Origin of the sequence: Pontibacillus salipaludis, from assembly GCF_014642405.1 — a bacterium.
Classification (GTDB): Bacteria; Bacillota; Bacilli; order Bacillales; family BH030062; genus Pontibacillus; species Pontibacillus salipaludis.
Genome location: NZ_BMIN01000019.1, coordinates 18,652 through 39,122 on the forward strand (window position 1 = coordinate 18,652; position 20,471 = coordinate 39,122).

A 20,471-nucleotide genomic window follows, 5' to 3' on the forward strand; every position below is an offset into this window, starting at 1 on the left:
AAAACTATGACGAAAGCGTGGGGGCAAAGATGAATCGTAAATTAATCCGAAGCTGGGCTCTTTATGATTGGGCGAACTCAGCATTTGCTACAACGATTATGGCGGCTGTATTGCCAATCTTTTATCAACAGGTAGCTGCTTCTAATTTAACGGGTAATCAAGCCACTAGCTACTGGGGATATTCCCAATCCATTGCGGTTTTAATCGTGGCAATCCTAGCTCCTATACTAGGAGCCATCAGTGACTATTCTGCTGCTAAGAAGAAATTCTTACGCTTCTTCGCCTATATGGGTATGATCGCAAGCGTAATGCTAGCATTTGTGGATAGTGGCGAGTATGTATTCGCATCCTTCCTTTTAATAATAGGTACGATCGGGTTTTCAGGGGCAAATATATTTTATGACGCATTTCTACCTGAAATTTCAAAGGGTACAGACATGGATAAAGTATCATCCCGAGGATTTGCCTTTGGATATATCGGCGGGGGACTGCTCTTAGCTATAAACTTGCTAATGATTCAAAAATATGAGTGGTTTGGCTTCTCCTCAGCAGAGATGGGTACTAAACTAGCCTTTGTTTCAGTCGGGATTTGGTGGTTTGTCTTTTCAATACCACTCTTTAAAAATGTAAAGGAAGAGAAGAAGGCGGGGCAAGTTAAAAGGAATCAATCTTATGCACGGATAGGCTTTTCTCGTGTAGCAAATACGTTTCGTGAGATTAATCAGTACAAACAACTCCTTGTTTTTTTGCTTGCTTTTTGGCTGTACAATGACGGGATTTCTACAATCATTAAAATGGCGACGATTTATGGGAGTGAAATAGGGATAGGGTCGAGCCATTTAATTGCAGCTCTTTTAATCACTCAATTTGTAGGAATTCCTTGTACGTTTTTCTTTGGCTGGCTGGCGACTAAAATCACTGCGAAGAGGGCTTTAACGATTACGCTGTTTGTTTATATAGGGATTGTCATTTTAGGTTATTTCATGAGTTCAGCTGCTCACTTTTATGCATTAGCGATATGCGTAGGCGTCGTGCAGGGGGGAGCTCAGTCCCTCAGTCGCTCGATATTCGGTCGGATGGTTCCTGACGATCGACATGCAGAATTCTTTGGTTTTTACGGTATTTCGGCTAAATTCTCTGCGATTGTTGGCCCTGCTTTATTTGGGTTCGTAGGCAGTGTAACGGGGTCAAGTAAGCTTGGGATCTTCAGCCTAGTCATTTTCTTTGTGGTGGGTTTGATCTTACTTCAAAGGGTTGATATTACAAAAGGGATGGAAGAAGCGAAAAAGAAGACTGTATCCAATGACAAAGTGGATGTGCACCTATAAAAGGAGCGGGACGACGGACTGAAGGTTGTCCCGCGTTTTACATATTGATTAGACGACCGGGTTGCTGAACTGGTTGACTGCTTGCTCGTCCAAGTGCTTGCCGGTATCATACGAAATATTATCAAGGAGGGATGCAATCTTTTTAAGCCCTTCACCCGAAGGATTCTCCCAGTAAAGGAGTATTTCAGAGCAGATCTCGAGTCCTTCACGTCGTGCTTCTTCATATAGATCAAGGAAGCTTTCTTGGAGAGGTTCGTTCGTCGCTGAGTGATACCATGTGTTTCGGTCTAAGTTTAAGTAGTCCTTATTGTATTTCAGGGGTTGGTGAGAAAATGGCGAAACAAGGTTACCGAGAAGTGTGTTTTTCCATCCGTATGGGTCATATAAAACGTGAAAAGCTCTTTTCATATCTTTGTATGCTGCATTGACGAAACAAAGAGGAAGATGGCTAACCACCGATGGGAAGAAAGATATAATTTTTTTGGTTAATAATGATGAGACTTCTACGTCGAGTGAAGGGCCAACATCGATTTCCTGATAAACGGGTGTTTTCCATGTCTTTAAATACCGAAAACGTTCCATCATAATCGTATCAACAATGACTTCAAATTCTTGATGTTTATTCTTCTCGTATCCTGAAAAGTAATGGACGAATGGATGTGTATTACGATCTAATACATGGTGAGTTACAAACCCCATTATATAAGCCTTGGCATATTTGTTTAAATCTTTAGATTCAGCAATAAGATCTATAAGAAAAGGGCCACAAGCTTCGTGGTGAAGTACGTTCCCGATTTCATTAATGGAAGTGTCTTTTTTCCAAGGCCAAAAATTGTGATAGAAGAATGGATCTGGACCTTGAGCTCCAAGATTCAAATAGTTTCCTGTTGCTTGATACTCTGTCGGAGCGTTTATTCCATCCATAATATCCTCAGCGAACAAGATGTGTGTCCATATATTGGGCATGAAGATCCCTCCTTTGTAGGCTACTTCCATTATAAGTCATTACTTTAAACCTGTCTTTTGATTGTGTGAACAAAGGAAGGAATTTTACTCCTTGTGGAGAATACGTAAGGGATAGAGTATATCTCTATAAAAACAAGTTTTAATTATGGACATCTGTGGTATAAACATGGAGTGTGAGAAAGGGAGGATCTTGATGGATTATCGTATTGAAAAGGATACGTTAGGCGAAATTAAAGTACCATCTGATAAATATTGGGGAGCCCAAACACAGCGAAGTAAGCAAAACTTCCCGATTGGCAACGAAAGAATGCCGAAAGAGGTTGTTCATGCGTTTGCTATCCTTAAGAAGAGCACAGCAAAGGCCAATTACGAACTAGGGCTTCTGGAAAAGGAAAAGGCGGAAGCAATTGCTCATGCAGCGGATCGTATTACAAATGAAGAGCTTGAAGAGCATTTTCCTCTTGTAGTATGGCAAACCGGAAGCGGTACTCAGTCCAACATGAACGTTAATGAAGTAATGGCGTATGTAGGGAATGAATGGCTGCAACAAAAAGGTTATGAAGCGCGCCTCCATCCTAATGATGACGTGAACAAATCGCAAAGCTCAAACGATACATATCCAACAGCTATGCACGTTGCTTCAGTACTTAAAGTAAAAGAAGCGGTATTACCTGCGTTGGCAACATTAAAGAAAACCTTAAAAGAAAAAATGGAAGCGTATAACGAAATCGTAAAGATTGGTCGCACGCATCTACAGGATGCCACACCTTTAACACTCGGCCAAGAAATTTCCGGATGGCATCGTATGCTTGAGAAAACGGAAAAGATGATTGAAGATAGTTTGACGTATGTACGTGAATTAGCTATTGGCGGAACAGCAGTTGGAACAGGTTTGAATGCTCATGTAGACTTTTCAGACAAAGTTTGTAAAGCCATCAGTGAGTTTACATCAGAAGAATTTGTTTCAGCATCCAATAAGTTTCATGCGCTAACAAGCCATGATGAGCTCGTCCACACCCACGGAGCTTTGAAAGCGTTAGCAGCGGATCTGATGAAGATTGCTAATGATGTGCGCTGGTTAGCTAGTGGTCCTCGTTGCGGTATTGGTGAAATTACCATTCCAGCAAATGAACCTGGAAGTTCCATTATGCCAGGGAAAGTGAACCCAACTCAAAGTGAAGCTGTCACAATGGTAGCGACTCAAGTTATGGGGAATGATGCAACAATTGGCATTGCTGCGAGCCAGGGGAACTTTGAACTGAATGTCTTCAAGCCTGTTATTGCTTATAACTTCCTGCAATCATGTCAGCTTTTAGCAGACAGTATGGAGTCGTTTAACGAGCGTTGTGTTGAAGGACTAGAGCCAAACCAAGAGAAAATTGATCAGTATCTAAAAGATTCTCTTATGCTCGTTACGGCGTTAAATCCACACATTGGTTATGAGAAAGCAGCTACGATCGCGAAGCATGCTTTTAAACACGAACAAACGTTGAAAGAAGCAGCAGTAGATACTGGCATTCTTACAGCAGAACAAGTAGATGAGTATATTGATCCAAAAGCGATGACACAACCTACCCAATAAACACACGAAGGAGCCCTCCGAGATGACTCGGGGGGCTCTTTTCCATACTTATTCAATTATTTTCCGCCATACTGTTGTTCAGCCATTTGTACAAGACGTTTAGTGATTTCTCCGCCTACTGAACCGTTTTGACGTGCTGTAGAGTCTGGACCTAATGTTACACCGAACTCTTGAGCGATCTCAGTTTTCATTTGGTCAAGTGCTTGTTGTACACCAGGTACTACAAGTTCGTTAGAGTTGTTATAAGCCATGTTTGTTCACCTCTTATCATCATGTATTGGTGGGCTCTTCTGGGATGTTTACCATGATGGCCCCTGCTTAAAAGTTGAGGTTTGTGTTTCTGTGTAATCCTATTGTGTGAAAATCTAGTCTTCTTATGAGAGGTAATTATCTCCAATGGTTTTAGAGGAAATTACCATTTCATTTTGTTCATAGTTTTTAGGGTGAGGGTCACAATAGATATCACAGGAGGTGAAAACATCATGGCTTACAACAACTCAAATGAATTAGTAGTACCAGGTGTACAACAAGCATTAGACCAAATGAAAACTGAAATTGCTCAAGAATTTGGCGTTCAACTTGGTCCAGACTCCACTTCCCGTCAAAATGGATCTGTTGGAGGAGAGATCACTAAGCGTCTAGTTCAAATGGCTGAACAGCAGTATGGTGGTTCTCAACAACAATAACAACTTCATACTATGGCTGAAGAGGGATGGGAAACCATCCCTCTTTTTATAGTAAGCTCGCACTTCTTTCTTATTATGAATTAAAGAAGGTGAAAACATGTTCATTTGTCCAGCTTGTAATGGATTTGAAGTCCTTTCTTTTTCTTGTCCTGAATGTGAGGGAGAAATGAAGGACCGAGGGAGATTAGTGGATTACTTAGATGAATACAGTCCTTATTTAGATGATGAAGGGTTGAAATTAGTAGATGGTCTAAAGCATTCAACAGATGAACATACGTGTCTTCATGTACTCTATTGTTCACAATGCGAAACAACGAGTGAGTACGCTGTTCAAGAAGAACATCAATAAGAGTAAATTAAAGGAGTGGGCTTTAGAAAAGCTCACTTTTTTGTGGGAGAGCATCGTTACGCGTATCGAAAGTGTCGGGACGGAAGTGGAATTGACATGACACGAGTTGTGAGTGTCAGGACGCGCGTGGAAAGTGACGGAACGCGCGCCTGGAGTGTCGAGACGTGCATGGAGAGTGACGAGACACGCGCCGGGAGTGTCAGGACGTGCGTGGAAAGTGCCAAGACACGTGCCCAAAGTGTCGAGACGCGCGCCCGAAGTGTCGAGATGCGCTTCCAAAGTGACGAGACACGCGCCCAAAGTGACGAGACGCGCTTCCGGAGCGTCATAACACCTCCATCATGCAACAAACACAAAAAGGCTGCCTCCCAAAAAGGGGGCAGCCTTCAATGCGTTTATCGTTTAGCGAATACGGATTTCAGTGTCTTTGTCGAAGAAGTGTGATTTGTTCATATCTAAAGCGAGGTCAATCTTTTGTCCGCCAGTAATGTCAGAGCGAGAGTCGACGCGGGCAATGAATTCTTGGCCTTTAACTGAAGAGTATAGATAGGACTCAGAACCCATAAGTTCAGCCACATCAATCGTTGCGTTAATTTTCGTATCCTGGCTGGATTCGATGAAAACAGGCTCATCGTGAATGTCTTCTGGACGGATTCCAAGAACAACTTCTTGATTCACATATCCACGTTCGCGTAGGATTTTCATTTTCCCTTCAGGAACTTTAATACGATAGTCCTCAATATAGAAGTCACCGTCTTTTAGTGTGCCATGGAAGAAGTTCATTGCAGGAGATCCGATGAATCCACCTACGAATACATTTTCAGGCTCATCGTACACATCTTTTGGACGGCCAACTTGCTGGATAAATCCATCTTTCATAACAACAAGACGTGTAGCCATCGTCATAGCTTCTGTTTGGTCGTGTGTAACGTAAATCGTAGTTGTTTGAAGGCGTTGGTGAAGTTTTTGAATCTCAGCACGCATCTGAACGCGAAGTTTTGCATCAAGGTTTGATAAAGGTTCGTCCATTAGGAATACCTTTGCATCACGAACGATCGCACGACCTAGTGCAACACGCTGGCGTTGTCCACCTGATAGCGCTTTTGGTTTACGGTCTAAGTATCCTTCTAGCCCTAAAATTTTAGCAGCATCTTGAACGCGACGATCGATTTCATCTTTTTTAAATTTACGAAGCTTAAGGCCAAACGCCATGTTATCGTAAACGTTCATATGTGGGTAAAGCGCGTAGTTCTGGAATACCATCGCGATATCACGATCTTTTGGCGCTACGTCGTTCATTCGTTTTTCGTCAATCATGAAGTCGCCACCTGAAATTTCTTCAAGTCCAGCAATCATACGAAGCGTAGTTGACTTACCGCAACCAGAAGGACCAACGAATACAATAAACTCTTTATCTTCAATATCAAGGTTAAAGTTATCTACTGCTGTGACTTTATTGTCATAAACTTTTTGAATGCCATTTAATTTTAATTCAGCCATTTTTTCTTCCCCCAATTTATGAAAGCGTTTTATTTACTAACTTTAGTGTAGATAATTCTTTTAAATTGGTAAATGGAATAAGTGCACAAAGATCGTCTGATCGTTTGTGCATTTTACCGAATGGCTAGTCCTTATGCTGAAGATTAAGAATGGCTAAGTAGGTAATGAGTGCACCTTGGAACTGTTTTACATCAATGCCTGTTTTCTCAATAAACTTATCAACACGGTACTGAAGACTGTTTCGGTGCATATATAAGTTCTTAGCAGCAAGAGTAGTGTTTGAGTTCGATTCAAGAAAGACTTGAATCGTATGTAAAAGGTCGGAATCTTCGATGACGGGTTGGAGCAATGTGTATGTGATGTTAGCTGCTTGTTCTTGGCTTAAACCATCTAAATACATATATGTAATCGCATCTTGATACGTAACGACAGGCTTAGGGTGATAGCGTAGCATCTTCTCAAAAAGCGTCTCGCCCCATGAATATGCATGGCGAATATCATTCTTTGAATGATAGTACGGTGTAATATAAAGGTTGAGTTTTGTATAGAAGTCACTCATTAAAACGTCAATCATTTGCTCGTATTCGATGTATTCCTTTTCTTTCTGAAATTGTTCTTCAATGATGATTCCCTCGTGCTGGTTATTCCAGATAATAGGCATTTGGTGGGGGAAAAGGCCTTGTATGGCTTCATGGAATACGTCTGGCTCAATTTCTTGATTGGTTAAAGAGAAATAGACAAATCGAAATGAGGACGGAAACAGAGTGTTATCATCGGGGAATTCGCTACCCAGAATCCATCCTTGCCAAAGTTTTTCCCTGGTTGTAAGAGTTGGGTGCTGTTCAACAAAAGGCGTGAGGAATGTATTTAATAGTTCGTGTTCTTTTTTAGTTATCGTACTTTTAGGGATACCAATAATCTCTTGTTCAGTGGTTTTGAACCAGTGGTACCGATCCCAGTCATCATTTGATTGGCTTAATAAAACGGCTTGTGGGAAGATCGCATGGATTTGTTCAAACATTAGAATCCCTCTTTCTTCTAGTAAGTGAGTGGTTAGCTATATATGTATTAAACCTATTATACCAATTGGATTAATAAGGTGACAGGCTATCGCTTTTTTTCCAAGCGATGGTAGTGTATAATATACTTATAAGGGTACTAAACCAATAAGCTTTTTATAGATAGATTTTCGAAAAGGGGGTACTTGACCATGGCAGATCAAGAAGTACAAGACATGAACCAATATACGCAAGATATGAAAAATCGCTTAAAGCGTATAGAAGGACAAGTTCGCGGTGTATTGAAAATGATGGAAGAAGATAAAGAATGTAAAGACGTTATTACTCAATTATCAGCTGCTCGCTCCGCGATTGATCGTTCTATTGGCTATATTGTAGCAAAGAATTTGGAGACGTGTCTGCGTGAATCTCAAGAAAATGGAGAACCAGCAGACGAACTTATTCAAGAAGCCGTTCAAATGATTGTAAAGAGTCGTTAATATAGGGAAAAAGGCGATCCGTTATGGATCGCCTTTTTTTCTGTAGGTTATTCGTGTTCCCTTTCGTTTGATTTAGCCTGGTCTGTACGATGTTGAACGGGAACTACTGCTTTTGGTTTTAATGTTTTTGGTGTTGGGTTTTATTTGAGAAGGCTTCGTTTTGTTTCGGTAGGTCGCGTGCCTCTTCGATTTGAGCACGGTTATATCTGGAATTAACAGTTCCGCCGGCCATTCCTTCATTAATCATACGGTCGACATCAACCTCATAGTTTTCACGGCTGTCTCGTTCTCTTTCATTTTTTGGATGTGCCATTCTTTTAGTCATCTCCTTTCTGTCTTTAGTTTTCCGTCGTATGAGAAGGGCTATGCATAGCCGATATCTTCTGTCATACATTTAGAAGTAGAAGGAGAGGTGATTTGCGTTGGATCAATCTGATTTTATGAAAAACTTAGAAGCTGCCATTGAAGCGGAGTGGACAGCTAATGATTTCTATAAACGATTACAAGAAGAAACACCGAATCCGCTTTTTAAGGAATTTATACAGCATGCTGAAGACGATGAAGAGAAGCACTACCATAGCTTTCAGAAACTGTATTATCAGCTGACGGGTCGTTATTATGAACATCCAATGAAGCGTAATGAGTTTGAGTCCTTTGAAGATGGGGTGGTCGAAGCTCTTAAAGATGAATTGGAAGCTTCGGAATTATATAGGGATATGCTTCTTCATATGCCGGTTCAATACGCCTATGAGCCGTTATTTATAGCCATGACAGATGAAATGGAACACGCCACGCGGTTCTCGACCATATACGGGCGCCTGAGATAAATCGAATGATCTATAATACGGTAAAGGGGTAAAGCGTGCCTGGCACGCTTTACCCCTTTAGTTTGTGAAAGATGCGCCCTTTATGTGAGCGAGCGTCTATCCTTATGTTTTGAGATGCGTTGTTGATAAAGGAATTTGGCGTATCGATATGGATAGGAGAGGATTACATTTTGTTCGCGCTTGAAAGTAGGGTGGTCATAAAGAACATATCCAGGCTTAGAGTTAGCTTCAAACATCCAGACTTGGCCCTCCTGATCGATCCCAAAGTCAAAACCAATTTCTCCGAGTGGTCCTTTAAGGGTGCGATCTAGCACTCGACTTATCTCTAGAGCGGATCGTTCAAGCTTCGTGTAAACTTGTTGACTTTCACGGTCGTCGAATAACTCCTCTAACGTATGGAGGGATCCCCCACGACGTACATGAGTGGTTAAGCTGCCTTTGCCAGCAAACTTCGTGCAAATTGCTGTAACTACCCATTCATTTTTTTCGTTTTTATTTGTATGCACCCTGTAGTCCATAGGGGTAGAGCGCTTTGTTTTGAGTTCTATTTCTGGCTGTACAATATACCCATACAGACCGTTAGGGAACTGCTGATTGATCATATTTTGACCATCTTGGTAGCGCTGATGGACGAGCTTTTCACCTTCATAGTACTGACATTCAATTTCCCCAGTTTCCTCTCTTAAGCGACACCGTTTAATCCCTGTCCCCTTACTTCCGTGGATGGGTTTAATATAAAGCTTTTTCTCTTGTTGGAGCATTTCAAGCACACGTTCTGGTGATGGGTGTAATGTCGTTTGAGGAAGGAAGTGAGAGACCTGATATGTGCGCTTTAATCGATCATAAACTTTCCACTTGTTAAAGAACCCTGAGTTGAACCAAATCGTTCTGCTTTGCAATTGTTTCCTTATACGGATGACGAGGGGATGATGTTCAATCTTACGGTTAGGGATTCGGTCATAGATAACATAGGGGAAAGGGTAGGTTTTTCGTTCCCATACGCCATTATGAAACACATAGCCATTGATCGTTTCATCTTCCAAGTTGACATGCTGATAGCCAAATACAATGGTTTCAAACCCGTAAGATTGTCCGGTTATTGACATGGCTTCAAAGATAGCTGTCCGATCCCCAATGGGGGTCTCTCGATTTTCTGTAAAACCTGCTGTGAATATGCCGAGTAGAGGCTGAAGCCATACATTTGCCTCTTCGACAGAACAAGAAAGGGTAGAAAGGTCAGGTAACTTTAACTCGTCTTGTAATTGAGACGATAAATAAATGGTGTCTTCATCTTTTTGATGTGTCATAACTTCTATCTCGTTCGATCTAACCCCGCACCAGATGGTTTGGACTTTATGAAAGGCAGGGTACACTTCTTTAGGCACAATGATTCTCATCTTTTGACTTGTATACGTTTTAACATAAAAATAATAGGTTTCCATGGCTTTCTGGCCTCCTAGATCACCGTTTCCCTATCATTTTATGAGGAGAGAAAACATTTCATGCGAAGGCTTTTCTTACCTTTTTGATTTGGGTATACTATACTTTTAGTGAGAAGTTGGAAGAAGAAAGGTAGATCTCATGAATACATTTTTATTAATCCTAATGATGATCGCAATTGGAGCCTTAATTGGTGGTATGACAAACTCCCTTGCGATTCGTATGTTATTTCGCCCGTTCAAGCCGAAATATATCTTTAACAAACGAGTTCCATTTACACCTGGTTTGATCCCAAAGCGCCATGATGAATTGGCGGAGCAATTGGGGAAAATGGTAACCGACCATTTGTTAACACCAGAAGGAATACAGCGAAAACTGGAAGATGATACATTTCAGCAGCAAGTGGTAGAGTACGCACAGAAAGAGGTTACATCGTTTTTATCTAGTGAGCGGTCCTTGCAGCATGTATTAAATGACTTTCACATCCCTGTAAATCAGCAAGTGATTGAAAGCAAACTAAAAGACTTTACAGAAGATAAAGTCGAGGCCTATATGAAAGATGCCAGAGCTAAATCAGTTCGGGAATTAATTGGTGACAACGCTTTCTATAAAGGGAAAGCGCAAGTGGGTAAAGCGAGTGAATACATTTTAAAGCAGATTGATGATTTTATCTCCAGCGAAGAGGGAAGAGCTAAAATCGGTGCAATTATTGAAGATTACCTAGAAGGACAAGGGTTTCTTGGCAATATGATCTCGTCCTTTATGGGGAATCAAGGTCTAGCTGATAAAGTGCAGCCTGCTGTTTCTGATTTCTTAAACTCAGAAGATGCACATTACTGGTTGAAAGAAGTGCTTCATACAGAATGGGATAAATGGATGGAAAAACCTTTCTCGGTATATGAAGAGAAACTAGGTATAGAAGGAATTCCTGATAAAATTAGCGAGCAAATCGTATCATCCATTCCAACTGATGTATGGCTTGAGCGTTCAATCGCTGAACATACCAAGAACCTTCAGCCTTATATTGTGGAGACTCTCGTGCCTCAGCTCGTTGGTCAGTTAGGGGGAGCTCTTTCGTCTCGGCTTCCATCCATTATGGAAACCTTGCATTTATCAGAAGTTGTCCGTAAAGAAGTGCAAGCTTTCCCAGTAGAGCGTCTAGAAGATATTGTATTAGGAATCTCCAAGCGTGAATTTAAGATGATTACGTATCTTGGAGCGTTACTCGGTGGGCTAATAGGCCTTATTCAGGCTGGAATTATCCTTTTACTAGGATGAATAATGGGAATTGCTATACACAGCTAGTCTCGTTTGTTATAGTGGAAAGGAATGAGAAGAAAAACAATTGTAGGAGGCTTATTCATGGCTAATATCTATGATCACGCTTATGAGCTAGAAACAGCTCTACGCAACAGTGAAGAATTCACACAATTACAAGAAGCATACAACGCAGTAATGGCTGACGAAGCTGCGAAGCAAATGTTCGATAACTTCCGCAACACTCAAATTGAACTTCAGCAGAAACAAATGCAAGGTCAAGAGATCTCTGAGGAAGAAGTTGAGCAAGCTCGTAAAGTAGTTGAGACAGTACAACAACACCCTCAAATTTCTAAACTTATGGAACAAGAGCAACACTTAAACCAAGTGATTAACGATGTTAGTCGCATCATCACGAAGCCTCTTGAAGACCTATACGGCGCTGGAGAAGGCGAACAACAATAAGATTATTAAAACCCGCTAACCTTTAAAGGTTAGCGGGTTTTTTTATGTTGGTTCTGTTCATTTTTTATTGTGAGTTTGTTCAAGAATAGGTCAGTGATCTTGAGGTCTCGAATCTGAGAGAATGTTTCCGCTAGCTTTAGTTGAGTGTAAGGTGGGCCTGGAAACTACTCGCTTTCCTGTGGGGAGCTGGTAAGCCTCCTCACCCGGCAAAGCCGGGCTCCGGGGCCTCACCTAGGCTCTTCTGCCCACGGGAGTCTCGCAGTTTCCAGGCCCACCTTTTCCATACTAGGGTGAACGGAAACATGTTGCCATATAGGGTTACATCAGATCTCCTGACGTGAACCTCAAGCCCAATCAATCATCAAACATAACAGCCCCTCCCGGCTCAAACATTCAACTTCGATTCCTCCATAAAAGGTGGCTTATATGAAATGAAAAAATTAAACAAGATCAAGCCTTTAGACATCACGACAAGTTCTCAAAAGGCTGTTACGGCATACATACCTCCCCAAAAATACAAAGCAGATAATAAACTTAAAAATCAACGCCCCATAGCTCAGCGCCTTGTGATTTCTCATCTAATCTCTTCTTCATAGAAGGTTCAAGTAAGGTTGATAGAAATATGGTGAATTTCTTGAACGATTCGTTTTCCAGGATATTGCACTAAGTTTAACGTATTCCCATACTATGTAAATTTTTAGATGAAAGCAGGATTTTTTAAGAAGTTCCTCGAATGTTGTTTGTACGATTGTAGCGGTTTATGACTTTATTAAACGAATGGGGGAGCTTTATGAGTTATTTTACGATAGAACGGGCAGATGGGATTACGCATTTGAAATTAAATCGACCGGATAAAATGAATGCTTTGAACCAGGAAAGTCTTAGGGAACTAAAGCATCAACTGCAAAGTATTGAAGATAACCAGGACTCCATTGTTATCCTTTCTGGTACTGGAAAAGGGTTCTGTGCTGGTGGGGATTTGGCGATGATGCAAGGAACAAGGGATAAACAAGCTTATGAGGAAGTGATGGACGACATAGAAGAGGTCATGATGCGCTTATTTTTAATGAAGAAACTGGTTATATCTGCAGTCCATGGTCCTGCTGTTGGATTGGGGCTTAGTTTAGCGTTAGCTTGTGATTATGTGCTTGCTCATAAGGAAGCGAGTTTATCTATGAACTTTATTGGTGTTGGTTTATTACCTGATGGAGGAGGGCATTTTTGGCTTCAAGAGCGGTTAGGTACTCAGAGAGCCAAATTGTTTGCATGGGAAGGAAAGGCTTTGTCCGGAGAAGAAGCTCTTACAAAAGGGTTAGTTGATGAGGTATGTGAAGGTGAAGTAGAAGATGCTGCTCAAAACCTTGCTGCTTATTGGAGTCGAAGACCACTACAAGCTATGATTCGCTCGAAGCGTGTTTACCATGGTCAGTCTGTTCAACGCTTGAAGCAATTAATGGATCAGGAACGACTTCATCAGTTTGAATTACGTCATACAGATGATCATAAAGAAGCGGTAGCTGCATTTATGGAGCATCGTTCCCCGGTTTTTAAAGGGGAATAACAATAGAGCGCCTGTCTGGATTGATCCAGTCAGGCGCTTTTCGTTTTAACGATGGAATAAAACCATACGACCATCTGGAGATACACAACGGTGAGTATGTTCACTATATCCGTTGTCTGCAAGAAGGTTTTGACCGATTTTCTTAGCGTCGTGATCGTCTTGTGCTTCAAAGGACTCTTCTAATAATTGAGTTCCATCTGGAGCGAAGACTGTTAAAATGTAAGCTTCCACAATTCATTCCTCCTATCTTCCTTACATATTCGTAATGGGTTTATTTTTCTCCTTCTTCCTAAATCATGAAACTTCTTGCCCATCTATACGTATTCATAATTGAGAAGGGGGAGTACACAAGAATGACATTATCTTTAAATCAAGTAACAAAGCACTTCGGAGCTCATACGGCTGTTGATCATTTGTCTCTAACGATACCAGAGAGCCAAATTTTTGGCTTCTTAGGCGCAAATGGAGCGGGGAAAACCACTACATTCCGAATGATTCTAGGTCTAATGGACGCTAGTGAAGGGTCCATCCAATGGAACAATGAGACAATTGATTACAGTAAAAGCCATCTTATTGGCTATTTACCCGAAGAACGAGGCTTGTATCCGAAATTAACTGTGAAAGATCAATTAATTTACCTTGGAAAACTAAGGGGCATGTCGAAGCAAGAGGTTTTAAGCGAGTTAGATCATTGGTTAGAGCGTTTTCGAGTCCCAGAATACAAGAATAAAAAAATCGAAGAGTTGTCTAAAGGGAATCAGCAAAAAATTCAATTTATATCTGCAGTCATTCATAAGCCGAAATTACTAATATTAGATGAACCATTCTCAGGACTAGATCCTGTTAATGTTGAGCAATTGAAGCAAGCAGTGGTGAACTTAAAGGAAAACGGAACATCTATCGTGTTCTCTTCGCATCGTATGGAACATGTTGAAGAACTTTGTGAACACTTATGTATTTTACATAAAGGGAAACCCGTCGTTCATGGAGGATTAAAAGAGATCAAACGCTCATTTGGAAAGAAAAATCTCGTCGTGCATGCGGATTTCGATTTAACCTACCTACGTGACATTCCGGGTGTTGTATCGTATCGGGCTGTTGGAGAAGGTTGTGAACTGCAGGTGGAAGCAGAAGAGGTAGCGGAGCGTGTATTTGAAGCGCTACAAGGTAAAGGGTTTGTTCGCACATTCGACCTTGAAGAGCCTTCTTTAAACGATATCTTTATAGAGAAAGTGGGGGCTTCTTATGAATAAGTTCTGGGTTGTTATGAGTCATACTTATTTCAGTCGGCTAAAGTCTAAGACGTTCCTAGTCACCACTGGAATTATCCTGTTATTGATCGTTGCACTGACGAATTTCCAGGGAATTATGGATTCGGTTGGAAGTGATGATGAAGGGAGCGCTCCAAAGGTTGCCATTATTGATGAGACTGGAGACTTCTTTAATCCATTAGAAGAACAACTGAATGCCCAGCAAGCTGAGTTAGAACTTGTATCCTTCCAAGAGGGGGAGGAAAAAGCGAAACAAGCTGTGCAGGACGGGGAGTATAGAGGAGTGCTAACTCTTCAACCGAGCGAGAATGGTACGCCATCTGGTACTTATTATACAAAACAGATTGCTGAGAATAGTATAAGCGGACGTCTCCAGCAAGCTTTACAGCAAGTGAAGGTATCTGTTGCAACAGAAAACACTGGTATTGACCAACAAACGGTGAACGGGATCTTTGCTCCTGTGGCCTTTGAGAAAGTGGCGCTTGATAAAGAGGCAAAGACAGAGGAAGAATTAAGTGAAGCACGAGGTCTTGTTTATATCATGCTATTTCTTCTCTATATAGGGGTCATTATGTATGGAAATATGATTGCTCAAGAAGTAGCGCAAGAAAAGTCTTCTCGTGTGATGGAGATCTTAATTTCAAGTGTGTCTCCTGTTACACAAATGTTTGGAAAGATTCTTGGAATTGCCCTACTAGGGGTTACTCAATTTGGCTTGATCTTAATTGTTGGAGTTCAATCGGTTAAAGCTAATATGGAGAACCTGGAAGGTGGGATATTCACCTACTTTGGACTTGGAGATGCGAATACTTCAACTCTAATCTATGCAGGTGTGTTCTTCTTGTTAGGCTATTTGTTGTATGCTACTCTTGCAGCGATGCTTGGCTCGCTTGTTAGCCGAACAGAGGATGCGCAACAAGTTGTCACTCCGATGGTTTTACTTATTGTAGCCGCATTTATGATTGCAATGTACGGATTAAATGCGCCTGAAACCATGTTGGTGACTGTCACTTCATTTATTCCTTTCTTTGCACCTATGTTGATGTTCCTTCGCGTAGGGATGCTTGACGTTCCGGTGTGGGAAGTAGGGATATCGATTGCCTTACTTATTGGTACGATTCTTCTACTTGCTGTTGTTGGAGGCCGTATTTACCGAGGAGGCGTCCTTATGTATGGAAAAGGAAATATTGTGAAGAGTTTTAAACGGGCATTCCAATTGTCTAAAAAAGAATCGTAGTAAAAAAACACGGCCGGGGGTTACTCCCCAGCTGTGTTTTCTTTTTTATACTGCATGTTTGTTGTTTGGTGATCAGGATCATCACGGAAGCGCTCGACTGGACCGCTATTAGGAGATCCTTTTACACTTGCCGCGCTTTTTGCACGTTCTGATGGATTCTTTTTTCGTTTAGCCATTGAAGTCACCTCCTCGATTAGCTTCCCCCGAACGTAGTTGAATTATGAGGCGAACGTGCATTCGGTGGTTACCTTTGGTAAAATACAAGCAAGTAGCATATGAAGGGAGTTTTGGTTATGAAGCCAACACTGCGTTTTATCCATTGTGCAGATCTTCATTTAGACAGCCCTTTTAAAGGGATCGGTTCAGGACTTTCATCTCGTCTTTCGAAGGATATAATGGAGAGTACATTTCAAGCATTTGAACGTGTAATCTCACACGCATTAGAGAATGAAGTTGACTTTGTATTAATGGTTGGAGATTTGTTTGATCAGGACGGTAGAAGTTTAAAGGCGCAAATTCGTCTTAAGAAAGGGTTTGAAACATTACATAAAGCAGGAATAGAAGTATTTCTATCCCATGGAAATCACGACCATACTGGGGGCAGTTTCTATCCTGTTAAATACCCAGCTAACGTGACGATTTTTAATGAAGAGTCGGTCTCTACAGTTCCTTTCTATAAAAATGGCGAGCATGCTGCTAATATTCAAGGATTTAGTTACTCGAGGCGAGCTATTTATGAAGAGAAAGCAGCTGAGTATGAGCGGACTAGTGAAGATGTTTATCACATCGGCCTTCTTCACGGGAGTATAGCAACAAATACAGATCATGATGTTTATGCACCCTTTCGAATCTCCCAATTAAATGAAGCAGGACACGATTATTGGGCTCTTGGTCATATTCACAAGCGACAGATCCTGCAAGAAGAGCCGCCAGTTGTCTATCCGGGGAACATACAAGGGCGCCATCATAAAGAAGACGGGGCTAAGGGTTGCTACCTCGTTGACCTAGAAGATACGGAGACAACCCTTACATTTTTACCCACGCATTCTGTCCTCTTTCAGCAAATTACATTTGATGTAAGTCATATACATACGTTTTCTGAACTCCACGATGAAGTAGATAAATGGAAGGAAGAGAATCGAAAGGTCTATGGTCCAATGATTTTCAAAATAAAGATAGAAGGCCATTTAGATGGGGATGAAATGAGGGAAGAGGCTCTTAACAGTCTTGTAGATGTTTGGAATGACAAAGAAGAAGAGGAAGAGGCATGGATGTGGCTTCAAGACATTGTCGTCCATTCTACCCCTTCATGGGATCGGGAAGAGTTAAAGCAAGGCGCTCATTTCGTCGCTGATTTAATTCGCCTCATTGATGAGAGTGATGAGGTCGACTCGATGCTAGCTGAACTCACAACTCATAAGCAAGGTCGAAGATATGTAGGAACCTTTTCAGAAGAAGAGAAGAAAGAAATAATAAGCGAAGCTGAATCTTATTTGCTCAAGTCCTTGTTGCAGGAGGGGCGATCTGAATGAAACTAAAACAAGCATTAATTTATGGTTTTGGCAAATGGCAGCACAAAACCGTGGATTTCCAAGATGATGGGTTAACGGTATTCTATGGTAAGAATGAAGCGGGGAAATCAACTCTTAGGCAATTTATCTTGTATGTTCTATTTAATTTTCCACCGAAAAAAGTGAAATCTTATGTACCAAAGATGGGAGGAACGGTTGGGGGACGTTTAATGGTCACCGATCTTCGATATGGCACGGTATACATTGAACGTGATTTCAATCAGAACAGCGGAGAGGCTCGGTGTTATTTTGAGGATGGAACTGAACAATCTGAAGAGTGGCTTCGCCATTATTTAAAAGGAATGGATAAGAACACGTTTGAAGCTATTTTTTCTTTTGATTTACATGATATCCAGCACATTCACGCAGTAGGTTCTAAAGCTATTGGGGATGTATTATTTGGGGTAGGTATGACAGGGTCCGAACAGATCTATAAACTTGAGACGAAGCTTGAGAAGGAACTTGAACGTCTCTTTAAGAAACAAGGGAGGAAACCGGTCTTAAATGAGCAGTTTGCACATGTGAAAGAAATGGAGCAGACTCTAACTCTTCTTAAACAAGAAGAACAAAAGTATGCTGGTTTAAAAGTGGAGGAGCAAGAGGTACAAGAGGAGCTTCATCAATTGAAGGAGAAGCGTCAAATGTACATGGTGAGAAAGGATCTATTAGAGAAACATCACCAAGCCTCACACATGATCTTTCGTTACCAACAACTCAAAGCTAAGCGTTCATCCTTACCGAAAACCGTTCCTTTTCCGGAACAAGGACTAGAACGTTACGACAAACTTAAAGATCAAGAGATGCCGATCCGTAGTGAAAAAGAGGTTGTTAAGCAGGAACTACAAAGAGCGGAGGCAAAGCAGAAAGAGGCGCCTTCATATGATATAGCTTGTGTTGAAGAACTATCGCAATGGATTGGCCATAAACAGGAGTATGACATCAACCGTGCACGCTTAGACGAACTCCTGGCTGAATCTGAACAAGAGCAAGAACGACTGGCCAATAAAATAGGAGAACTTGGGATACATCTTACTTTTGAAGATGTATTAGAGCTCTCATTACCGTTCTATATGGAAGAAGAGTGGCAACGGATGGGTCATGAGAAAGAAACACTCGAAGAAGAACGTGCTCGGCTAGAGCAGGAATTACGACTTAATCAGGAAGAAGAAACCCAGCTCCAAGATCAGCGGACTCGGGTGAAAGATCAAATGCTGTCAGAAGATGATGAGGTACACTTGAGAACATCCGCGGAGCGTGCTCGAGAAAAAGAATGGAAAAAAGAATTCGAAGAGGAACAATTGAAGAATCGCCGCCAAATGGTGGATCAACAATCAAGGTTTGCAAACCAAATCTTTTTAGTTGGGAGCATCCTGGCGGCGGCAGGAGCCATTGGGGGCTTTGTACTGTCTGATCCTTTATGGTTTATATTCAGTGCTTTATTATTACTTGCAACATTGTTCCTCGTTCGACAACTTAAACAAAGTTCAGTTACTAGCGCATCAAGTGAAGAACGTCAACACGTGGGGGATTCGATTGGAAGTCCGTGGGAGTGGGAAAGGCAGTTACAAGAACAAGATCAGCGGGCTCAAGAGCTCAAGCGATACGAACAAAGTATTCAACAGTGTAAAATGCGTGAAATTCAAATTGAAGAACAGCTTCATACCTTAAAGCAGCGTCAACAAAGAATTGGTCAAATGATAGACGAGAACGTCGGTCATTATCCATTCCTAAATCAAGTTTCTGTGTCTTACTGGCCCAAAGTATATCAACGACTTTCAAGTGTTCAAGTAAGGCAACAAGAATGGTTAAAAAAACAAGAGCAAATAGAAATCTTAGCCGCGCGACAAAAAACGATAGAAAATCAATTATTTTTATTTGCAGACCGTTTACGAATAGAGCGAGAAGGGGAAATAGATTCCATATGGAACAACTGCTTAGAAACTGTTAACAAGGTTGAGGAGCATAAACGAGACCTTCATAAATTAGATGAGCAAATGAACAATTTACGTAGCCAAATGAATCAATTAGAACAAAGACAGTTACCGATTCAAGAAGAGTTGCGTCAGTTGTATGAAAAAGCGGATGTTTCAGACTCAGATTCTTTCATTAAGCAAGGTGAACAAGCAAAGCATATAGAAGAAATAGAGGAAGAACTATGGCAGCTTCAGAAACAGATCGATACGGTCTATATGAACGAAGTGACATCCTCCCAAGCAATCCTTTCGCCTATAGATGAGCCTTCTCTAAAACGAGATTTGGCCCTGGCGACAGAAGAGTTGGAGAATACAGAGAGAGAACTAGAAGGGAAGCGTCAGCAATTAGCTGACCTCAGGTCCAGCATACAGCTACTTGAAAAAGATGAACGCTACTCAATGAAAAGGCATGAAGTGAGGTTAGAGAAAGACAAAAGCAAGCAAATGGCTAAAGAATGGGCAGTATATAAAGTAGCCCACAATTTATTGAAGCAGACGAAAGAAGTGTATCAAAAAGAAAGAATGCCTGCAGTAGTTGAATATTGTAGTCACTTTTTCTCCATCCTAACGAGAGATACCTATTTACGTGTATGGCTGCCAAGGGAAGAAGAGGAGATGACAGTTGAAAGAAAGGATGGAGTACGTTTCTCTGTAGAGTCATTGTCTCAAGGGACAAAAGAACAGTTATATGTTGCTCTACGGCTAGCTTTAAGTCAGACTATTAGAGATGAACATCCTTTACCGTTTATTATTGATGATGCGTTTGTAAATTTTGACGATGAACGAACCGATGAGGTACTAGAGCTTTTACAACAAATTGCACAGGAACAACAAGTCATTCTGTTCACTTGTAGTGATACAATTAATCAAAAAATAACAGAACGTAAAAAAATTTTTTTATAAAAATTAAGTTTTTATTTGTCATGACCTCGCACTTTTGGAATAATAGTGATAAAATAC

22 protein-coding genes are annotated in these 20,471 nt (G+C 41.2%); 14 read left to right on the top strand and 8 right to left on the bottom strand.

The window, feature by feature from the left end; translation table 11 throughout:
- Nucleotides 1–29 precede the first annotated feature (29 nt).
- Entirely contained in the window at nucleotides 30–1,328 is a 1,299-nt protein-coding gene (locus IEW76_RS16850; RefSeq protein WP_188655599.1) for an MFS transporter, read from the top strand.
- A 48-nt stretch (nucleotides 1,329–1,376) separates the two neighbouring features.
- On the opposite strand, the gene IEW76_RS16855 is transcribed toward IEW76_RS16850, so the two are convergent.
- Nucleotides 1,377–2,294 (bottom strand): zinc dependent phospholipase C family protein, encoded by a 918-nt coding sequence (locus tag IEW76_RS16855; protein ID WP_188655600.1) that lies wholly within the window; start codon nucleotides 2,292–2,294, stop codon nucleotides 1,377–1,379.
- A 193-nt stretch (nucleotides 2,295–2,487) separates the two neighbouring features.
- Between IEW76_RS16855 and fumC the strand changes: the two genes are divergently transcribed.
- Nucleotides 2,488–3,876, top strand: a complete 1,389-nt coding sequence (fumC, locus tag IEW76_RS16860; protein ID WP_188655601.1) for a class II fumarate hydratase — start codon at nucleotides 2,488–2,490, stop codon at nucleotides 3,874–3,876.
- 56 nt (nucleotides 3,877–3,932) lie between these two features.
- Here the strand turns inward: fumC and IEW76_RS16865 are convergent, their stop codons facing one another.
- Nucleotides 3,933–4,127: an alpha/beta-type small acid-soluble spore protein gene (locus IEW76_RS16865; RefSeq protein ID WP_188655602.1), complete on the bottom strand. Its 195-nt coding sequence runs from the start codon at nucleotides 4,125–4,127 to the stop codon at nucleotides 3,933–3,935.
- Nucleotides 4,128–4,358: 231 nt separating this feature from the next.
- On the opposite strand from IEW76_RS16865, the gene IEW76_RS16870 reads away from it, so the two are divergent.
- A complete protein-coding gene (locus tag IEW76_RS16870) occupies nucleotides 4,359–4,562 on the top strand; it encodes an alpha/beta-type small acid-soluble spore protein (RefSeq protein ID WP_036786801.1) in 204 nt (67 codons plus the stop codon).
- Nucleotides 4,563–4,659: 97 nt separating this feature from the next.
- Complete coding sequence (locus IEW76_RS16875) at nucleotides 4,660–4,911, top strand: hypothetical protein (protein ID WP_188655603.1); 252 nt, start codon at nucleotides 4,660–4,662, stop codon at nucleotides 4,909–4,911.
- Nucleotides 4,912–5,313: 402 nt separating this feature from the next.
- Here the strand turns inward: IEW76_RS16875 and IEW76_RS16880 are convergent, their stop codons facing one another.
- Entirely contained in the window at nucleotides 5,314–6,411 is a 1,098-nt protein-coding gene (locus IEW76_RS16880) for an ABC transporter ATP-binding protein (RefSeq protein ID WP_188655604.1), read from the bottom strand.
- 124 nt (nucleotides 6,412–6,535) lie between these two features.
- On the bottom strand, nucleotides 6,536–7,432 hold the full coding sequence (locus tag IEW76_RS16885; RefSeq protein ID WP_188655605.1) for a PucR family transcriptional regulator: 897 nt from the start codon (nucleotides 7,430–7,432) through the stop codon (nucleotides 6,536–6,538).
- Between the two features lie 189 nt (nucleotides 7,433–7,621).
- On the opposite strand from IEW76_RS16885, the gene IEW76_RS16890 reads away from it, so the two are divergent.
- A complete protein-coding gene (locus tag IEW76_RS16890; protein ID WP_229721282.1) occupies nucleotides 7,622–7,909 on the top strand; it encodes a metal-sensitive transcriptional regulator in 288 nt (95 codons plus the stop codon).
- 118 nt (nucleotides 7,910–8,027) lie between these two features.
- On the opposite strand, the gene IEW76_RS16895 is transcribed toward IEW76_RS16890, so the two are convergent.
- A complete protein-coding gene (locus tag IEW76_RS16895; RefSeq protein WP_188655606.1) occupies nucleotides 8,028–8,222 on the bottom strand; it encodes a hypothetical protein in 195 nt (64 codons plus the stop codon).
- Nucleotides 8,223–8,331: 109 nt separating this feature from the next.
- On the opposite strand from IEW76_RS16895, the gene IEW76_RS16900 reads away from it, so the two are divergent.
- Nucleotides 8,332–8,736: a ferritin family protein gene (locus IEW76_RS16900; RefSeq protein WP_188655607.1), complete on the top strand. Its 405-nt coding sequence runs from the start codon at nucleotides 8,332–8,334 to the stop codon at nucleotides 8,734–8,736.
- 80 nt (nucleotides 8,737–8,816) lie between these two features.
- Here IEW76_RS16900 and IEW76_RS16905 read toward each other — a convergent pair whose 3' ends face one another.
- A complete protein-coding gene (locus IEW76_RS16905; protein ID WP_188655608.1) occupies nucleotides 8,817–10,178 on the bottom strand; it encodes a YheC/YheD family endospore coat-associated protein in 1,362 nt (453 codons plus the stop codon).
- Between the two features lie 139 nt (nucleotides 10,179–10,317).
- Here IEW76_RS16905 and IEW76_RS16910 point away from each other — a divergent pair, with 139 nt between their 5' ends.
- The 4 genes from IEW76_RS16910 to IEW76_RS16925 all read left to right on the top strand — a co-directional run bounded on the left by IEW76_RS16910 (nucleotide 10,318) and on the right by IEW76_RS16925 (nucleotide 13,459).
- Nucleotides 10,318–11,454, top strand: a complete 1,137-nt coding sequence (locus tag IEW76_RS16910; protein WP_188655609.1) for a DUF445 domain-containing protein — start codon at nucleotides 10,318–10,320, stop codon at nucleotides 11,452–11,454.
- An 84-nt stretch (nucleotides 11,455–11,538) separates the two neighbouring features.
- Entirely contained in the window at nucleotides 11,539–11,898 is a 360-nt protein-coding gene (locus IEW76_RS16915) for a YlbF/YmcA family competence regulator (protein WP_188655610.1), read from the top strand.
- A gap of 431 nt (nucleotides 11,899–12,329) precedes the next feature.
- Nucleotides 12,330–12,494 (top strand): hypothetical protein, encoded by a 165-nt coding sequence (locus tag IEW76_RS16920; protein WP_188655611.1) that lies wholly within the window; start codon nucleotides 12,330–12,332, stop codon nucleotides 12,492–12,494.
- Nucleotides 12,495–12,688: 194 nt separating this feature from the next.
- Nucleotides 12,689–13,459 (top strand): enoyl-CoA hydratase, encoded by a 771-nt coding sequence (locus tag IEW76_RS16925; protein WP_188655612.1) that lies wholly within the window; start codon nucleotides 12,689–12,691, stop codon nucleotides 13,457–13,459.
- 45 nt (nucleotides 13,460–13,504) lie between these two features.
- On the opposite strand, the gene IEW76_RS16930 is transcribed toward IEW76_RS16925, so the two are convergent.
- The gene (locus tag IEW76_RS16930) at nucleotides 13,505–13,690 is read right to left on the bottom strand and encodes a YhzD family protein (protein WP_188655613.1); all 186 of its coding nucleotides are present in this window, start codon (nucleotides 13,688–13,690) and stop codon (nucleotides 13,505–13,507) included.
- 122 nt (nucleotides 13,691–13,812) lie between these two features.
- On the opposite strand from IEW76_RS16930, the gene IEW76_RS16935 reads away from it, so the two are divergent.
- Together IEW76_RS16935 and IEW76_RS16940 are read left to right on the top strand one after the other, a co-directional pair.
- The gene (locus IEW76_RS16935; protein ID WP_188655614.1) at nucleotides 13,813–14,712 is read left to right on the top strand and encodes an ABC transporter ATP-binding protein; all 900 of its coding nucleotides are present in this window, start codon (nucleotides 13,813–13,815) and stop codon (nucleotides 14,710–14,712) included.
- A complete protein-coding gene (locus IEW76_RS16940) occupies nucleotides 14,705–15,967 on the top strand; it encodes an ABC transporter permease (protein ID WP_188655615.1) in 1,263 nt (420 codons plus the stop codon). Before IEW76_RS16935 ends, IEW76_RS16940 begins: the two co-directional genes overlap by 8 nt.
- Nucleotides 15,968–15,987: 20 nt before the next feature.
- Here the strand turns inward: IEW76_RS16940 and IEW76_RS16945 are convergent, their stop codons facing one another.
- On the bottom strand, nucleotides 15,988–16,143 hold the full coding sequence (locus IEW76_RS16945; protein ID WP_156969222.1) for a YuzL family protein: 156 nt from the start codon (nucleotides 16,141–16,143) through the stop codon (nucleotides 15,988–15,990).
- 117 nt (nucleotides 16,144–16,260) lie between these two features.
- Here IEW76_RS16945 and IEW76_RS16950 point away from each other — a divergent pair, with 117 nt between their 5' ends.
- Both IEW76_RS16950 and IEW76_RS16955 read left to right on the top strand, forming a co-directional pair.
- Nucleotides 16,261–17,499 (top strand): metallophosphoesterase family protein, encoded by a 1,239-nt coding sequence (locus tag IEW76_RS16950; RefSeq protein ID WP_188655616.1) that lies wholly within the window; start codon nucleotides 16,261–16,263, stop codon nucleotides 17,497–17,499.
- Nucleotides 17,496–20,414, top strand: a complete 2,919-nt coding sequence (locus IEW76_RS16955; RefSeq protein ID WP_188655617.1) for an ATP-binding protein — start codon at nucleotides 17,496–17,498, stop codon at nucleotides 20,412–20,414. The genes IEW76_RS16950 and IEW76_RS16955 overlap by 4 nt, the downstream gene beginning before the upstream one ends.
- Nucleotides 20,415–20,471 lie beyond the last annotated feature (57 nt).

Coding starts and splice junctions, on each gene's coding strand:
- IEW76_RS16940 (WP_188655615.1), top strand. CDS start 14,705: ATGAATAAGTTCTGGGTTGTTATGAGTCATACTTATTTCAGTCGGCTA.
- IEW76_RS16945 (WP_156969222.1), bottom strand. CDS start 16,143: ATGGCTAAACGAAAAAAGAATCCATCAGAACGTGCAAAAAGCGCGGCA.
- IEW76_RS16935 (WP_188655614.1), top strand. CDS start 13,813: ATGACATTATCTTTAAATCAAGTAACAAAGCACTTCGGAGCTCATACG.
- IEW76_RS16910 (WP_188655609.1), top strand. CDS start 10,318: ATGAATACATTTTTATTAATCCTAATGATGATCGCAATTGGAGCCTTA.
- IEW76_RS16920 (WP_188655611.1), top strand. CDS start 12,330: ATGAAAAAATTAAACAAGATCAAGCCTTTAGACATCACGACAAGTTCT.
- IEW76_RS16870 (WP_036786801.1), top strand. CDS start 4,359: ATGGCTTACAACAACTCAAATGAATTAGTAGTACCAGGTGTACAACAA.
- IEW76_RS16890 (WP_229721282.1), top strand. CDS start 7,622: ATGGCAGATCAAGAAGTACAAGACATGAACCAATATACGCAAGATATG.
- IEW76_RS16905 (WP_188655608.1), bottom strand. CDS start 10,178: ATGGAAACCTATTATTTTTATGTTAAAACGTATACAAGTCAAAAGATG.
- IEW76_RS16925 (WP_188655612.1), top strand. CDS start 12,689: ATGAGTTATTTTACGATAGAACGGGCAGATGGGATTACGCATTTGAAA.
- IEW76_RS16915 (WP_188655610.1), top strand. CDS start 11,539: ATGGCTAATATCTATGATCACGCTTATGAGCTAGAAACAGCTCTACGC.
- IEW76_RS16880 (WP_188655604.1), bottom strand. CDS start 6,411: ATGGCTGAATTAAAATTAAATGGCATTCAAAAAGTTTATGACAATAAA.
- IEW76_RS16955 (WP_188655617.1), top strand. CDS start 17,496: ATGAAACTAAAACAAGCATTAATTTATGGTTTTGGCAAATGGCAGCAC.
- fumC (WP_188655601.1), top strand. CDS start 2,488: ATGGATTATCGTATTGAAAAGGATACGTTAGGCGAAATTAAAGTACCA.
- IEW76_RS16875 (WP_188655603.1), top strand. CDS start 4,660: ATGTTCATTTGTCCAGCTTGTAATGGATTTGAAGTCCTTTCTTTTTCT.
- IEW76_RS16855 (WP_188655600.1), bottom strand. CDS start 2,294: ATGCCCAATATATGGACACACATCTTGTTCGCTGAGGATATTATGGAT.
- IEW76_RS16885 (WP_188655605.1), bottom strand. CDS start 7,432: ATGTTTGAACAAATCCATGCGATCTTCCCACAAGCCGTTTTATTAAGC.
- IEW76_RS16950 (WP_188655616.1), top strand. CDS start 16,261: ATGAAGCCAACACTGCGTTTTATCCATTGTGCAGATCTTCATTTAGAC.
- IEW76_RS16895 (WP_188655606.1), bottom strand. CDS start 8,222: ATGGCACATCCAAAAAATGAAAGAGAACGAGACAGCCGTGAAAACTAT.
- IEW76_RS16865 (WP_188655602.1), bottom strand. CDS start 4,127: ATGGCTTATAACAACTCTAACGAACTTGTAGTACCTGGTGTACAACAA.
- IEW76_RS16850 (WP_188655599.1), top strand. CDS start 30: ATGAATCGTAAATTAATCCGAAGCTGGGCTCTTTATGATTGGGCGAAC.